Origin of the sequence: Nocardioides ochotonae, from assembly GCF_011420305.2 — a bacterium.
Classification (GTDB): Bacteria; Actinomycetota; Actinomycetes; order Propionibacteriales; family Nocardioidaceae; genus Nocardioides; species Nocardioides ochotonae.
This window is the reverse complement of the sequence record NZ_CP061769.1, coordinates 714,615-729,464: the sequence shown is the minus strand read 5'-3', so window position 1 is coordinate 729,464 and position 14,850 is coordinate 714,615. Positions and strand designations below refer to the sequence as shown.

Genomic DNA, 14,850 nt, shown 5'->3' with positions numbered 1-14,850 from the left:
CTCCGGAGCCGTATCCCCCAGATGGGGTATACGGCGCCGGGCCGGACCCCGGCGCCGGGAGCGCCACCGGAGGATCCGGGACATGTCGAGTCCCTCCCCGACGCGGGCCCTGCCCGTCACCGGTCCGGCCGGGCCGGGGAGCCGCGCCGCCGCGGACCTGCCCGCCTGGCCGGTCGTGGTGCTGTTCGCCGGCCTCCCGCTGTGGTGGGTCGTTGGCGTGCTCGACCTCGTGTGGGTCCCGGCCGCCCTCGTGATGGCACTGCTGCTGGGCCGCGCCGACACCGTGCGCGCACCCCGCGGCCTCGGCGTCTGGCTGCTGTTCGTGGCCTGGTGCGCGGCCTCGGCGATCATGCTCAGCACCGCCGGGGACCTGATCGGGTTCGGCTACCGCCTCGCGCTGTACGTCGCGGGGACGGTGCTGCTCGTCTACGTCTACAACGCCCGGCACCGCCTCACCGAGCGGGTGGTCTGCGGCTGCCTGACCCTGTGGTGGGTCTACACGGTGCTCGGCGGGTTCCTCGGCCTGCTGATGCCGGCGGCGGTCCTGCGCACCCCGCTCGCCCGGGTGCTGCCCGACTCCCTGCTCGCCAACGAGCTGGTGAGCCACATGGTCGTGCGCCGCCTGAGCCAGTTCAACCCCGACTCCTTCCTCCAGGTCGCCCCGCGCCCGAGCGCGCCGTTCCTCTACACGAACAACTGGGGCAACGTGTACTCGCTGCTCCTCCCCTTCGTCCTGGTCCATCTGTGGCAGGTGCGCGGCCAACGCCGGTTCTGGCCGCTGCTGGCGCTGCTGCCCGCCTCGGCGGTGCCGGCGCTGCTGACCCTCAACCGGGGCATGTTCCTCGGCGTCGCCCTCGCGGCGGCGTACGTCGGGTTGCGCGCGCTGCTCGCCCGGCACCTCCCCACGGTGGCGGCCATCGTCGCGCTGGGCGTCGTGGCGTTCGCGCTCTTCCACGCGCTGCCGGTCGAGGAGCGCCAGGGCACCCGGCTGAGCACCAGCGCCGACGCCACCAGCACCGACGACCGCGCCGCGCTCTACGCGCAGGCCCTCGAGCTGGTGCCGGAGTCCCCGTTGTTCGGCCACGGCGCCCCGGTGGCGACCCTCGGCGAGGCCGGCGTCCCGGTCGGCACCCAGGGCCAGGTCTGGATGGTGCTGGTCTCCCACGGCCCGGTGGCGACGCTGTGCTTCCTGGGCTGGTTCGCGCTGGCCTTCCTCGGCACCCTGCGCCGCCGCGACCCGGTGGGGCTCGCGTGCAGCACCGCGCTGCTGGTCGGTGCCGTGGAGCTCTTCTACTACGGCGCCCTGCCCTACGGGCTCCCGCTGCTGATGGTGGCCGCGGCCCTCGGGCTGCGTGGCGCCGACCCCGCCTCGACGAACCCCGCCCCACCCGGCCGGCACCGGCCGCCCGGGAGGCACCGACCCCACCCCTCACCCGAACCGGAGCGCGCATGAGCCTTCCCCTCGTCACGGTGGTCATCGCCACCCGCGACCGACCCCAGATGCTGCGCGAGGCGATCGCCTCGGTGCGCGCCCAGGACTACGCCGGGCCCCTCGAGATCGTCGTGGTCGCCGACCGCTCCGAGCCCGACCCGATGCTGGAGAGCGACGACGGCCGCGTGAGCGTGCGCACGATCGCCAACTCCCGGCGCCCCGGGCTCGCGGGCGCGCGCAACACCGGCATCGAGGCCGCCCACGGCGAGCTCGTCGCGTTCTGCGACGACGACGACCTGTGGCTGCCCGGCAAGCTCGTGCGTCAGGTGGCCGCGCTCGCCGCGCGCCCCGACGCGGTGCTCGTCTGCTGCGGGATCACCGTGGCCTACGACGGGGGCACCTACGACCGGGTGCTGGCGGCCACCGAGGTCGGCTTCGAGGCGCTGCTGGCCGACCGGCACACCGAGCTGCACCCCTCGACGTTCGTGGCCCGCACGGCCGCCCTGCGCGGCGCCGTCGGTCTCGTCGAGGAGGAGGTCCCCGGCGGCTTCGGCGAGGACTACGAGCTGCTGCTGCGCTGCGCGCGCGCCCACCCGGTGCTCAACGTCCCCGAGCCGCTCGCCGTCGTGCGCTGGGGCACCCAGTCGTTCTTCTTCCGCCGCTGGGAGACGATGGCCGCCGGGCTCTCCTGGCTGCTCGCGCGCTACCCCGAGTTCGAGTCCTCCTCCCGCGGCTCCTCGCGCATCCACGGCCAGATCGCCTTCGCCCACGCCGCGATGGGGCACCGCCGTGAGGCGCTCGGCTGGGCCGGCCGCTCGATGCGGCGCAACCCCGTCGAGCCGCGCGCGATGCTGGCGCTCGCCGTGGCCGCCCGCGCCGTCACCCCGGACCGGGTGATGGAGGCGCTGCACCACCGCGGCCGCGGGATCTAGCGCGCAGCGTCGCGACGTACGACGAGGGCCCGGTCGATGACCGGGCCCTCGTCGTCGGGCGGCTCAGGGGTTGCTGGTGAGCGTCGCCCGCAGGTCGAAGCCGAGGTCCCGGGTGGCCCGGAAGTTCACGTGGGTCTCGGCCGCGATCACGTTGGTGCCGGTGCGCAGCAGCGCGGCCGGCACGGTGACGAGCAGCGGGTCGGCGTTCGCCACCGTGCTGTTGCGCGCGGAGGTGGCGTAGGTGGTGGAGGTGACCGGCCCGGCGGGCATGTTCGCGCGGGCCACCTCGGTGCCGTTCACGTAGACCACCACCCCGTCGTCGGCGACCGTCTCCAACGACAGACGCACCGCCTTCGTCGCGTCGGCGACCGTGAAGCTGCGCCGGAAGTACGCCGCCAGCGGGCGCTCGGCCGTCGTCGCGAACGTGTCGATGTTCGTGCCCAGCGTGGTGGTGGTGCCGAACCCGAGCGAGCCGGCTCCCCGGCTCCACGTCGCGTCGTCGAAGGTCGTGGTGTTCCACGCCGTGGGCGGGGCGCCGGCGGCGTAGCGCCAGGCCCAGGTCACGCCCCTCTCGACGACCACGCTCGTGGCCGGCGGCAGGGGCGCGCTCACCGTGACCGAGCGGGTCAGCTCGGTGGACGCACCGTCGTCGTCGGTGACCACCAGGGTCACGGGGTAGGTCCCCGCGGCGGCGAAGGTCCGCGACGCGGTCGCCCCGCCGGCGGTGCTCCCGTCGCCGAGGTCCCAGCGGTAGGAGGCGACCGTGCCGTCGGGGTCGCTCGACGCGCCCGCGTCGAGGGTCGCGGTCAGCCCGTCGGTGGTGAAGGAGAACGCCGCGACCGGCGGACGGTTCGCCGGGGCGCCCCCGCTCCCGCCGGCCACGCCCGCCGCCCACAGCTCCTGGACCTGGGCCGCGGTGAGCGCGGTCGGGAACGTCGCGACCTCGTCGATGGCGCCGTTGAAGTGCTCGGTCAGCGGCCACTTCTGGGCGTAGAAGTTGCGTCCGAAGACCGCCTGCTCGTTGGTGAGGTCGGTGTAGCCGACCCGCTGGTAGCCCTGGGTCAGCCCGCCCGCGGTCCCCTCGTAGGTCCCCAGCAGGATCCCGTCGACGTAGAGCGAGGCCACGGTGCCGCTCCAGGTGGCGACCACCTGGTGCCACCGCCCGTCGTTGAACGTCAGGCCCTGCAGGCGCACGTTGTTGAGCCGCGGGCCGAGCGGGTCCGGGCTGCCGGCGCGCGGCGGCTGGTGCACCGAGAACACGACGTTGCCGTTGTTGTCCATCGTCACCGCCCGGTCCGACAGCGTGCCGACCCCGGTCTTGGCGTCGGTCACCGCGAGCAGCGAGCCGCCGGTGATCGAGGTGGTGTTGAACCACGCCGACTGGGTGAACGTCGGGGTGAGCGCGAGCGGGTCGCGGGAGGTGAGGTGGCCGGTGGCGCCGTCGAGGCGGACCGCGCCGTCACCGGCGATCGCGCCGGGGGTGGTGGCGACGCCGCCGACCTTCTCCCCCGGGGAGCCGCCACCGTTGGCGCTGTCCTCGAGGGTGCCGCCGAGGTCCCCGGCGCGCCAGTACAGGTTCGCGCCGAGCGAGCGCACCACGTCGGCGTACGCCGGTGGGACACTGGCGCGCACGGTCCCGCTCGTCGAGGGCGAGCTGGCGCTCGTCCGGGTGCCGTCGCTGACCCGCAGCCGATAGGCGTACGTCGCGCCGGGGGTCAGGCCGGTGTCGTCGAAGCGCATCGTGGGCCGGCTCCAGGGATAGGACTCGACGGTCTGCTCGTTGACGACCGTGTTGCCGCGCAGCAGCTGGTAGGTCAGCGTGCCGCTGTCCTTGTCGATGACGGCCGGCCACTGCACGGTCAGCCCGCCGGCGGCGTTGGCCTGCACGGTGGGCGCGGGCGGGTTGTCCGGCGCCGAGCCGTTGCCGGGCGCGAAGCGCGCCAGCCCCTGCTGCGCTGCGTTGTTGACCCGGCTGAAGTCGCCGCCGACGAACATCTGCGACCCGTCGGTGGCCAGGACGCGCGGGCCGACCGGGCTGGTGCCGGTGCTGGCGTTGGTGTTGGGCGACCAGTGCACGAACGAGCCGTCCTCGACGTCCTGCCCGACCAGGCGCCACCAGATGAACCCGTCGCGGGAGGTACCGCCGACGTAGCCGCCGCGGGCGTCGCCGTAGTTGAACGCACAGTCGTGCTGGTGGGAGGCCTTGTAGAGCACCCCGTCGAGCACGGCCAGGCCCATCGAGGCGCCCAGGCAGGTGCTGTTCCACTCCAGCTCGCCGTCGCTGATCCGGGCCGCGTAGGTGCCCTCGTAGCAGCCCGGCGGGTCGCCCTCGGCGGTGACGTACGCCGTGCTCCCCGAGGAGACGATGTCGGTGACGCGGGCCTTGCAGTTGATGTTGATCGGCTGGGTGGTGTTGGCCTCCCAGGTCGCCAGCGCGCCGGTCGTCGGATCGACCGAGGCGATCGCGCCGGTGGTGGTGCCGTTGACGGTGGCGAACTCGCCGCCGACCAGAACCCGGCTGCCGTCGGGCGCGATCTCGATCGCCTGGCCGCGGGCGTCGAGGTCGGCGGTGAACCCGGCCCGCAGCGCCCCGGTCGCGGGGTCCAGCGAGGCGAACCGGGACTTGGCGGCGCCACGGATCGAGGTGAAGTCGCCTGCGACGTAGAGGCCGGTGGCCGAGGCCGCGACCGCCATGACGGTGGCGTTGGCGTTGGCGGTGAAGCCGGTGGCGAGGGTGCCCGAGGGCAGGTTGAGCGCCGCGACCCGGTTGCGGGTCTGGCCGTTGACGGAGGTGAACATCCCCACGATGTACATCCGCGAGCCGTTCGGGGAGATCGCAATGTCGTCGACGCGGCCGTTGAGGGTCACGTTGAAGCTGGTGACCAGGGCGCCGCTGCTCGTGTCGAACGCGGCGAGGTTGGTGCGGGTGACCTCCCCCGCGCCGCCCACGGCCACGCCCGGCGGGCGGACCCGGTTGAAGGTGCCGCCGGCGTACACCACCCCGTTGGAGACAGCGATCGCCTCGACGTTGTTGTTGGTCTGCCACATCGGCGAGGTGACCCCGCTGAGGCGCTGGTCGCGCTCGGCGGCGAGCGCCTGCGGGGCGGCGGCGACACCGACCGCGAGCAGCGACCCGGTCCCGAGGACACCGGCGAGCAGGGTCCCCAGGGCCCGGCGGGCGCGTGCGGCCCGCGAGCGGGTGCGACGTGGACCGGAGACGCCCCCGGAGGGCAGGCTGGTGGAACGCATGGCGGGCCTTTCGTGGCGGAGGATCAGCGAAGCGCGTGCGGACGGCGCCGCCAGCCGGGGCGCCCGTGGCGACGGGACGCGTCGAGGAGGAGGTCGAGCTCCTCGGCGAGGGCGGCGCGGGCATGGATCGTGGCGGCGCTCTCCTCGAAGGTGCGGACGGCCCGGAGGCCGGGGCCGTCGAGCAGGGCGGTGTCGAGCGTGGTCTGGAAGTCCGCGGCGTCGTGGACCGCGCGCACGACCCCGGCCGCGCCGACCAGCCGCGCGAAGCGGAGCTGGTGGCCGTCGACGTGCTCGCCCAGTCCGGGGTCGCGCGGCACGCAGAGCGGCACGTGTCCCGCGGCCCGCGCGTCCATGATCGTGCCGGGGCCGCCGTGGCAGACGACCGCGGCACACCGCGTCATCTCGGTGGTCAACCGGGCGTGTGACAGGAACTTGTGCCCCTCCGCGACCAGCGGCGGGGCCGCGGCGCCGTGCTGCACGACGAAGCGCACGTCGGGGTGGCGCACGGCGGCCGCGTCGACCCAGTCGACCAAGCGGTGGAAGGGGTGGTGGTCGGTACCGACGAGGGCCAGGACGGTGGCCCTCACAGCAGCGGCCCCACGAGCCGGGCGTCGGGGTAGAACGCGAGCTGGTCCTCCCACTGCACGATGCGGCGGGTGGTGAACGGCCCGCACAGGCGCCCGGTCATCGTGGGGGTGTCGACGCGGTCGTAGACCTCGATGAACACCGTGGGGATCCCCATCGCCCGCGCCACCACGAAGAACGGCACCGCGACCCCGGCACCCGCGCTCACCACGAGCGCGGGGCGCTCGCGGCGCAGCACGCGCAGCGCCAGGACGGCGTTGCGCACCAGGTTGGGCAGGTGGCGCGTCGTCGGCGACCAGGAGTGGACGATCCGCTCGCCGGCCAGCCGGTCGGCGACATCGGCGGTGTCGGGGGCGACCCAGAGCCGGTCGCGTCCGCTCCACCACCCGCGCATCGTCAGCAGCTGGGCCAGGTGGCCGCCCTGGGAGGTGATCAGCAGGACCTCGGTGGCCATCAGTAGGCCCCGCGCCGGCTGGTCACCGCACGCACGGTGCGCAGGCAGATGCCGAGGTCGCGCCCGAGGGTCACGTTGTCGGTGTAGCTGAGGTCCAGCCCCACCGACTCCTCCCAGCCGAGGTCGGAGCGGCCGCTGACCTGCCACAGGCCGGTCAGGCCCGGGCGCACGGCCAGCCGGCGCCGGGTCCGGTCGTCGTACGCCGCCACCTCGCCGGGCAGGGCCGGCCGGGGCCCGACCAGCGACATCTCGCCACGGACCACGTTGAACAGCTGCGGCAGCTCGTCGAGCGAGGTGCGGCGCAGCACCCGGCCGGCGCGCGTCACCCGCGGGTCGCGGTGGATCTTGAACAGCACTCCGGCGCCCTGGTCGGTGTGCGCGAGGCTGGCGCGCACCACCTCGGCGTCGGTGACCATCGTGCGCAGCTTGTACATCGTGAACCGGCGCCCGTTCCTGCCCACCCGGACCTGGCGGAAGAACGCCGGGCCCGGGGAGTCCAGCCGGACGACCAGGGCCAGCGTCGCCAGCACCGGTGCGGCGAGCAGCAGGAGGCCGAGGCCGACCACCCGGTCGAAGGCCACCTTGGCGCCGCGGACGGCGAGCGGGGCGCGGCTGCGGTCGACCACCGCGAAGGGGCTGCCGCCCGACCAGCCCGTCCGCAGGCGGTGAGGGGCCACGCCGTCGAGCAGTCCGTCCCAGGAGACCGCGACGCGCACCGGGCTGGACTCCAAGCGCCAGCACAGCCGCTCCAGGGTCTGCGGGCCGACGGCGCCGCCCGGGAGCAGCACGACGGTGTCCGCACGCCAGGTGGCGGCGGCCCACGGGTCGGCGGAGACCGGCAGCGGCAGGACCACGTCGAGCGCCGGCGAGTCGCGGTCGTCGTCAGGCACGATCACCGCGCCGACGACCTCCACGTCACCACGCGCACGCCAGTGCAGGGCGGTACGGGCGACCACGGCGGCGTCGCCGGCGAGCACGACCCGCAGCGGCGGCCGCCCCAGACGCGCCAGTGCGCGGGTGAGCCCGGACACCGCGGTCATGACGGCCAGCAGTCCCAGCATCGGCGCCACCGCGGTGGCGCCGACCATCCATGCCGTGAGGACCCCGGTCAGCAGCACCGTGAGCGCGGCGCGGGCCCCACCGGGCGACTCCAGCCAGCCGCAGCGCGCCGCGGTCCGGGCCCTCAGCACGACGCTCGCGCCCGCCGCCACGAGCATCGCGACCGCCACCAGGGGGTCCGCGGCCAGCGCCAGCGCGGCCAGCGAGCCGGCGGCCAGGACCATCACGACCTCGCCTCCCGCGGCCAGTGCCGCGTGGTTGCGGCGCTCGGGGGACGCCGCATCGACGTCGATCAGGGGCCCGGCGACCGCCTCGACGGCGGTCGCCGAGAAGGGCTGCGTGTCGAGTGCCTGGGCATCGGCGATCGAGCTCACGAGGGGCCTCCTGCGGTGCGGACTGGGACAGGCTTCGAAGGTTGGTTCATCGCGGTCGTCACGGCCGCTGGACCGCAGGGGCGTTTGCCAGATTTTGGGTAGTGCCGCCACCGCCGGCCGAATCCCGCCGCTCGTCCACCAGTGAGGCGTACGCCGCCACGGCGGCCAGCTGGGAGTTCACCGCGAGCTTGCGCAGCACGGCCCGCACCTGGCTGCGCACCGTCGCCTCGGAGACACCGAGCTGGGTGGCGATCCGCGCGACGTTGTCGCCGGCGTACAGCAGGCCGAGGATGCTGAGCTCGCGGCGGGTGAGCCGCCGCATCCGCTCGGCGAGCTCGCGCTGCTCGGCCAGCACCGCACGCCACGAGTGCCGCAGCCGGTTGACCTCGGCGGGGTCCATCGGGCGGACCCCGCCCACGGCCCGTCGCAGCACGGCGGACAGCTCCTCCAGGCCGATGTCGGCGCCGAGCACGCCCAGCGCATCGGCGTCGAGGACCGCACCCCAGCGGGGACCGCGGGGCGCCCCGGTGAGCACCAGCCAGCGACCCGGCCAGGCCGCCAGGATCCGCTGCGCCCGCTCGAGCCGCTCGGCGGGCTCGAGGTCGCTCACCAGCACGCCGAGGGCGGTGCCCGGCGGGATCGGCACCGGACCGCCCGCACGCTCGGGCCAGCGGGCCAACCGCACGTCCCAGCCCTGGGTGGCCAGGGCGGCCCGGATGGTCTCGGCGACGAGCATCTGGTCGGAGACGACGACGACGCTGCTCATCGCACACCGTCCCGCTCGGTGGCGGCACGGCTCACGGGAGACCGGCTGGACAGGCCGAGAACGGGCATGGGCGCATCGTCAGGACCGGCGGGCGACGCCGGTGCCCGCACGGCGAGGAGAGCCCTGAATTTGGGGATGCCGGGTCCCCGCCCCCCGATCCACGCTGGGGGCGCGTCGAGTACGCCGGCTCCCCCTGTCCCTGCCCTCCCTCTTCCCCTCCTGCCCCTCGCCCTCCCTCTGCCCGGGGCGCTCGCAACCGTGTCATGACCTTCCCCGGAAGGTAAATGTTGCGCCCCGAGAGGTTTCGCTCCGTCCGTTCTTCACCAATAACGGGTAAGCGGGGGCGATCCTTGTGGAGCGCCGTGACGCGGAACACAAGCATCGGCCCGGCGAGCAGACAGAGCTCGTTCTCGGGAGGGAGAACACCGTGGGGCCGTCTCGGCCCCGACGGACGAAAGGGCGCGGGGGGTAGGAGTGTCATCAGGTAGTACCGGATCGAGCGGCTCGTCCCGATGGGGCGGCGCTCTGGTGGTGTGCGTGCTTCTCGCGGTGCCGCTCGTCGTCATCGAGGCCACGACGTCTCGTGGCACGTTCGACGAGCTCGCCGTCGCCTCCAGCCTCGTCTTCGCGCCGGCGCTCGTCGTCTCGGCGCTGTTCCTCTACCTGCACTGGCGCATCACCGACAGCCAGCCGGTCGCCTGGCTGACCGCCTGCACCATCGTGATCGCCGCGCACGTGCTCGTCCTGGCGGCGCTGCACCTGGGCGGCGCCGGCACCGGGCAGGACGCCTGGGTGCTGGCCACCGACCTCATCGTCGTCTCGATCGTCGCGATCACCCTGGGCTTCTCCGAGACCGTTCCCGTCTTCGCCGATCCGGCCGCCTTCGGCCTGGGCGTCGGCGTCGCGCTCGCCGGCGCCCATGTCGCCGTGGCCGAGATCGGCTGGGAGCTCCCGCTGTCCACCACCGGACGGATCATCGGGGCGATCGCCCTGGGCCTGCTCAGCCTGCCGATCGTCGCGGGCCTCGCCCGCATGCCGCTCCCCCGGTGGGCGGCGCTGCGGCTCCAGCTCGGGCTGCTGCTCTTCATCGTGTCGCTGACCGTCGGCCGCCTCGAGGCTGTCCCCGTCGCCGCCCCGATCATCGGGCTGGTGAGCGGGTTCGTCGCCACCGCGACGGTCTGCTCGGCCTCCTTCGCGCTGCTCTGCGCGGCCATCGGCGACGACCTGCGCGCCATCGCCGACCTGCGCCGCTCGCTGCGGGCCATCGAGAACCGTGCCCGCTCCGACCGCGCCCAGCTGCACGAGGTGAAGGGCACGATCGCCGGCATCGCCTCCGCGGTGGAGCTGCTCACCGGCGACTACGGCTACGAGGCCGCCCCTGCGGTGGCGACGTCCGGGACCGCCGGTCCGACGCTGCGTTCCAAGGCCTCCCTGGGCCACATGGTCGCGAAGGAGACCGCCCGGCTGACCCGCCTGCTGCAGAAGCCGCCGGTCGAGGGGGCCTCCGAGGTCGACGTCGACGAGATCCTCGCCCCGCTCGTCATGGCCCACCGCGCCCAGGGTCGCACCGTCCGCTGGGCGCCCAGCGGGCTGCGGTGCCGCGCGGTCCCCGACCACCTGAGCGAGGTCGTCAACATCCTGCTCGCCAACGCCGCGGCGCACGCGCCCGGCAGCACCGTCGAGATCGGGGCCTCCCTGGCGCAGGACCGGGTGCTGATCCGGGTCTGCGACGACGGGCCCGGTGTGCTGCCCGACCTGGCGGACTCGATCTTCGAGTGGGGCGCGCGCCGCCCCGAGTCCGCCGGCAGCGGGATCGGGCTCAACATCGCCCAGACCCTGCTCGACGCGGACGGGGGCTGCCTGCGCCTGGACCGTACCTACCGAGACGGGGCCTCCTTCGTGATCGGCCTCGAGCTCGCCCGCGAGGAGAGCGACGTTGCCTAACCTTCAGCAGCAGCCACGCCGCCGTACCCGCGTGGTCATCCTCGAGGACCACCACCTCTTCGCCGAGTCGCTCGAGGTCGCCCTGTCCATCGACGGGTACGACGTGCGCCGGGTCGGCGTCAACGACGTCGCCTCCGCCGCCGCGGCGATCTCCGCCGTCTCCCGGTTGCGCCCGCGCATCCTGCTGCTCGACCTCGACCTCGGCCCGCTGGGCGACGCCGTACGCCTGATCACCCCGATGGCCAAGGAGGGCATCAACGTCGTGGTGGTCACCGCCTCTGACGACCATGCCCGCTGGGGCGAGTGCGTCGCCAACGGCGCGCGCCGGGTGGTCTCGAAGACCCGCCCGCTCAACGAGGTGCTCTCGGTGGTGCGCCGGCTCAGCCAGGGCCTGCAGGTCCAGGACCCCCAGGAGCGCGAGGAGCTGCTGAAGGCCTGGCGCGACCAGCGCGCGAGTCAGCAGGACGTCCGCGGCCGGCTGAACTCCCTGACCCCGCGCGAGCGCCAGGTCCTCGGTCACCTGATCGCCGGCCACCAGGTGCGCGAGATCGCCCGGATCGGAGTGATCTCCGAGGCGACCGTGCGCACCCAGGTGAAGTCCATCCTCTCCAAGCTCGGCGTCTCCTCCCAGCTCGCGGCGGTCGGCATGGCCAACTCCGTGGGCTGGCGCGTCGACGCCTGAGCGGCTCAGGCGGTGCGCTCGGCGTAGCTCGTCGCCGCGTCGTGCACGTCGAGGACGTACTGGCGCGAGTGGTTGTAGGAGAACACCGCGTCGGACCACCCGTCGCCGGAGGTCAGGTCGCGCTCGTCGTGGCACAGGTAGCGCGCGGCGGCCAGCGCCGCGTCGTCGAGGTCGTTGGGGTCCGCGACGCCGTCGCCGTCCCCGTCGGCCGCCCAGGTCCGCCAGGTGGAGGGGATGAACTGCATCGGGCCCACGGCGTGGTCCCAGCGGTCGTTGCCGTGCCAGCGCGCGCTGTCCGGCGTCGCCGGGATCGCCGCGAAGTCCCCGGCGCCGTCGAGCGCCGGCCCCAGGATCGGGGCCGAGGAGTGCCCGTCGCGGCGCAGGGTGCGCTCGCCGATCGTGCCGTGCTGGGACTCCACCCACCCGATCCCGGCCAGCGTCGTCCAGCCGAGGGCGCAGGTGCGACCCACCGCGAGCTGCGCGGTGGCGTAGGCGCGCAGCGCGGTCGCCGGGATGCCGGCCCGCTCGGCGGTGCGCTCCAGCCAGGCCGCGTCGATCTCGGGAACGCCGAGCGGCTGGTCCGGCGGCAGCACCGGGCTCTGCGCGGTCGTGGGCGCGGGCGCGACGACGTACGGCTGCAAGGTGGCGGGCGCCGGCTCGGGACCGGCCAGCACCGTCTGGGATCCCGCCCACCCGAGTCCGGCCACGGCGGCCAGTGCCGTGGCGAGCGTCGCGATGAGGCGCGTGGGGCTCACCGGGAGCGACCGGCGACGCCGGCGCGAGGGCGCGGATGCCGGAGGTCGTCGGGGGTCATGGCGTCAGTATCGCCCGGCCCGCCACCTGCGGCGAGCCGGGCTCCCGCCGCCGAGTGCTCAGCCGGCGGAGGTGACGCCGTTGCGCTCGATGAAGGCCAGGATCTGCTCGGCGAGCTCGGGGCGGCACACGATCAGGTCGGGCAGGTAGACGTCGTCCTGGTTGTACTCCAGCGGCGTGCCGTCGATGCGCGAGGTGAACAGCCCGGCCGCGCGCGCGACGGCCACGGGGGCGGCGGAGTCCCACTCGTACTGACCGCCGGCGTGCACGTAGGCGTCGGTGAGGTCGCGGGCCACCGAGATGACCTTGACCCCGGCGGATCCCATCGGGACCAGCTCGGCGTCCAGCTCCGCGGCCAGCGCCTGCACGAAGGCCGGCGGGCGGCTGCGCGAGACCGCGATCCGCGGGCGCGGGGCGGTCGACGGGGGCACCACCGGCGGGGCACCGGTGTGGAAGGTCTCGCCCAGGGCGGGCTGCGCGACGGCGCCCGCGGTCAGGTCGCCACCGTCGGCGTTGCGCTCCCACAGCGCCACGTGCACCGCCCAGTCCTCGCGCGGGACCTCGGAGAACTCGCGGGTGCCGTCGAGCGGGTCGATGATCCACACCCGGTCCTGGCCCAGGCGCGCCTTGTCGTCCTTGCCCTCCTCCGAGAGCACGGCGTCGCCGGGACGGTGCTCGGCGAGCAGGCTCATCAGGAGCTCGTGGGCGGCGCGATCGCCGGCGTCCTTGAGCTCCCGGCCCTCCAGGCCCTCCTGGCGCACCTCGAGGAGGCGGCGCCCGGCGGCCTCGGCCAGCCAGGTGGCGAGGACGTGGTCGTCGGTGGCGGCGGCGGGCGGCGGGGTTCCGGGGTCGAAGCTCACGCCCCGGAGCCTATCGGGACGGCCGGACCCCGGCGCGGCCGAGTCGACGGCGCAGCTCGGCGACCCCCTCGTCGAGGTGCCAGCAGACCGCGCCGGGTCGTCCTTGGTGGCGCCGACCTCGCAGGAGCAGAAGCAGCGCTCGAAGAGGTCGGCGTACCCCACGTCGTGCAGGAGGTACGCCGCGCGCACGTCATTCTGGTGGGTGGCCAGGTGGCAGCCCAGGCCGGCGGCCCGCGGCCAGCCACCCGTCGGGGTTGCGCGGGAGGACCCCGTCGGCATCGACGAGCACGGCCCGCACGGTCAGGAGTTGAACTTCTGCTGGGTGCGCTCGAGCCCCTCGGTGACCAGGCACTCGACGGCGTCGGCGGCGGAGTCGACGCCGAAGGGCAGCAGCTTGCGCTCGGCGGCGGAGTAGTTGGAGAGCACGAAGTCGGCGACGTCCTGGCGTCCGGGCGGGCGGCCGATGCCGACGCGCACCCGGTGGAAGTCGCCGGTGCCGAGGGAGGAGCGCATGGACTTCAGGCCGTTGTGGCCGTTGTCGCCGCCGCCGAGCTTGATCCGCATCGTGTCGAAGGGGATGTCGAGCTCGTCGTGGATGGCGACGATGTGCGCGGGGTCGACCTTGTAGAAGCTGGCGAGCGCCTTGACCGGGCCCCCGACCTCGTTCATGTAGGACCGCGGCTTGGCCAGCACGACGCGCGGCCCGGGCCGGCCGGGCGCGCCGAGTCGTCCTTCGACGACCTCGGCGCGACCCGACTTGTGGGCGCGGAACGACGATCCCAGCCGGGAGGCCAGCTCCTCGACCACGAGGTAGCCGATGTTGTGGCGGTGCCCGGCGTACGTCGGGCCGGGATTCCCCAGCCCGACGACGAGCCACACGGGTGCGTCGGTCACGGTGGAGTCCCGGCCCTTCGTAGAGATCGTCGCGATCAGGCGTTCGAGGAACGTCACTCCGCCGCGGCGGAGTCACCCTCGGTCTCGGTCTCGGGGGCGTCCTTCTCGATGCCGGCCTCGGCCTCGGCCTGCTCCAGGTCGGCCTCGAGGGCGGCGGCGCTGACCTGCTCGGTCACGTTCACGATCAGCGTCGCGGGGTCGACGAGCAGCGAGACGTCCTGGGGCAGCGGCAGGTCGGCGGCGGTGATCAGGGTGCCGGCGACGGCGCCCTCGACCGAGACCTCGATCTGCTCGGGCACGTGGGTGGCCTCCGCCTCGAGCTGGATGCTCGAGGCCTCGGTCACGACCAGGGTGCCGGGCTTGGCGTCGCCGGTGACGATGATCGGGACGTCGACGGTGACCTTCTCGCCCCGGACGACGGCGACGAAGTCGACGTGCTCGATGACGCGCTTGATCGGGTCGATCTGGACCTGCTTGGTCAGGGCCAGGTGGGTCTCGCCGTCGACGGTGAGCTCGAGCAGCGCGTTGTAGCCGTGGTGCTTGAGCGCCATCATCGTGGCGTGACCCGGCAGGATCACGTGCAGCGGGTCGGCGCCGTGGCCGTAGACGACGGCGGGGATCTTGTGCTCGCGGCGGATCCGGCGGGCGGCGCCCTTGCCGAACTCGGTGCGCTTCTCGGCGGTGATCTTCTCGGCGGACATGCGGCTCTCCTGTTGCGTGCAGACATTCAACGGACCGGGGGTCGCCGTGCGAGATGTTCCGCCGATCACCAGTGCGGCACACGAGACGAGCCGGCCCTGTCGATC

At 74.2% G+C, this 14,850-nt stretch carries 13 protein-coding genes; 4 read left to right on the top strand and 9 right to left on the bottom strand.

The features are described from left to right. Positions 1–82: 82 nt before the first annotated feature. The gene (locus HBO46_RS03620; RefSeq protein WP_166136693.1) at positions 83–1,453 is read left to right on the top strand and encodes an O-antigen ligase family protein; all 1,371 of its coding nucleotides are present in this window, start codon (positions 83–85) and stop codon (positions 1,451–1,453) included. Then, complete coding sequence (locus HBO46_RS03615; RefSeq protein WP_166136696.1) at positions 1,450–2,364, top strand: glycosyltransferase family 2 protein; 915 nt, start codon at positions 1,450–1,452, stop codon at positions 2,362–2,364. Before HBO46_RS03620 ends, HBO46_RS03615 begins: the two co-directional genes overlap by 4 nt. A 63-nt stretch (positions 2,365–2,427) precedes the next feature. Here HBO46_RS03615 and HBO46_RS03610 read toward each other — a convergent pair whose 3' ends face one another. The 5 genes from HBO46_RS03610 to HBO46_RS03590 are packed head-to-tail and all read right to left on the bottom strand — an operon-like array spanning position 2,428 to position 8,851. Beyond that, positions 2,428–5,613: a PKD domain-containing protein gene (locus tag HBO46_RS03610; protein ID WP_166136699.1), complete on the bottom strand. Its 3,186-nt coding sequence runs from the start codon at positions 5,611–5,613 to the stop codon at positions 2,428–2,430. A gap of 23 nt (positions 5,614–5,636) precedes the next feature. Further along, positions 5,637–6,200, bottom strand: a complete 564-nt coding sequence (locus tag HBO46_RS03605) for a glycosyltransferase (protein ID WP_166136702.1) — start codon at positions 6,198–6,200, stop codon at positions 5,637–5,639. Next, positions 6,197–6,652 carry a glycosyltransferase family protein gene (locus tag HBO46_RS03600; protein WP_191480199.1) on the bottom strand — a complete coding sequence of 152 codons (456 nt, stop codon included), beginning with the start codon at positions 6,650–6,652 and terminating at the stop codon, positions 6,197–6,199. Before HBO46_RS03600 ends, HBO46_RS03605 begins: the two co-directional genes overlap by 4 nt. Further along, positions 6,652–8,085: a sugar transferase gene (locus tag HBO46_RS03595; protein WP_166136705.1), complete on the bottom strand. Its 1,434-nt coding sequence runs from the start codon at positions 8,083–8,085 to the stop codon at positions 6,652–6,654. The genes HBO46_RS03600 and HBO46_RS03595 overlap by 1 nt, the downstream gene beginning before the upstream one ends. A 58-nt stretch (positions 8,086–8,143) precedes the next feature. Further along, positions 8,144–8,851 carry a helix-turn-helix transcriptional regulator gene (locus HBO46_RS03590; RefSeq protein ID WP_166136708.1) on the bottom strand — a complete coding sequence of 236 codons (708 nt, stop codon included), beginning with the start codon at positions 8,849–8,851 and terminating at the stop codon, positions 8,144–8,146. A gap of 537 nt (positions 8,852–9,388) precedes the next feature. Between HBO46_RS03590 and HBO46_RS03585 the strand changes: the two genes are divergently transcribed. After that, a complete protein-coding gene (locus HBO46_RS03585; protein ID WP_166136711.1) occupies positions 9,389–10,795 on the top strand; it encodes a sensor histidine kinase in 1,407 nt (468 codons plus the stop codon). Beyond that, positions 10,788–11,477: a helix-turn-helix transcriptional regulator gene (locus HBO46_RS03580; RefSeq protein ID WP_166136714.1), complete on the top strand. Its 690-nt coding sequence runs from the start codon at positions 10,788–10,790 to the stop codon at positions 11,475–11,477. The genes HBO46_RS03585 and HBO46_RS03580 overlap by 8 nt, the downstream gene beginning before the upstream one ends. Positions 11,478–11,482: 5 nt before the next feature. On the opposite strand, the gene HBO46_RS03575 is transcribed toward HBO46_RS03580, so the two are convergent. The 4 genes from HBO46_RS03575 to HBO46_RS03560 all read right to left on the bottom strand — a co-directional run bounded on the left by HBO46_RS03575 (position 11,483) and on the right by HBO46_RS03560 (position 14,745). Further along, positions 11,483–12,232, bottom strand: a complete 750-nt coding sequence (locus HBO46_RS03575) for a lytic transglycosylase domain-containing protein (RefSeq protein ID WP_166136717.1) — start codon at positions 12,230–12,232, stop codon at positions 11,483–11,485. A 117-nt stretch (positions 12,233–12,349) separates the two neighbouring features. Then, positions 12,350–13,150 carry a 3'(2'),5'-bisphosphate nucleotidase CysQ gene (locus HBO46_RS03570; protein WP_166136720.1) on the bottom strand — a complete coding sequence of 267 codons (801 nt, stop codon included), beginning with the start codon at positions 13,148–13,150 and terminating at the stop codon, positions 12,350–12,352. A 300-nt stretch (positions 13,151–13,450) separates the two neighbouring features. Continuing rightward, the gene (gene pth, locus HBO46_RS03565) at positions 13,451–14,044 is read right to left on the bottom strand and encodes an aminoacyl-tRNA hydrolase (protein WP_166136723.1); all 594 of its coding nucleotides are present in this window, start codon (positions 14,042–14,044) and stop codon (positions 13,451–13,453) included. A 53-nt stretch (positions 14,045–14,097) separates the two neighbouring features. Next, positions 14,098–14,745 (bottom strand): 50S ribosomal protein L25/general stress protein Ctc, encoded by a 648-nt coding sequence (locus HBO46_RS03560; protein ID WP_166136726.1) that lies wholly within the window; start codon positions 14,743–14,745, stop codon positions 14,098–14,100. Between the last annotated feature and the right edge of the window lie 105 nt (positions 14,746–14,850).

Coding starts and splice junctions, on each gene's coding strand:
- HBO46_RS03560 (WP_166136726.1), bottom strand. CDS start 14,745: ATGTCCGCCGAGAAGATCACCGCCGAGAAGCGCACCGAGTTCGGCAAG.
- HBO46_RS03610 (WP_166136699.1), bottom strand. CDS start 5,613: ATGCGTTCCACCAGCCTGCCCTCCGGGGGCGTCTCCGGTCCACGTCGC.
- HBO46_RS03615 (WP_166136696.1), top strand. CDS start 1,450: ATGAGCCTTCCCCTCGTCACGGTGGTCATCGCCACCCGCGACCGACCC.
- HBO46_RS03600 (WP_191480199.1), bottom strand. CDS start 6,652: ATGGCCACCGAGGTCCTGCTGATCACCTCCCAGGGCGGCCACCTGGCC.
- HBO46_RS03590 (WP_166136708.1), bottom strand. CDS start 8,851: ATGAGCAGCGTCGTCGTCGTCTCCGACCAGATGCTCGTCGCCGAGACC.
- HBO46_RS03620 (WP_166136693.1), top strand. CDS start 83: ATGTCGAGTCCCTCCCCGACGCGGGCCCTGCCCGTCACCGGTCCGGCC.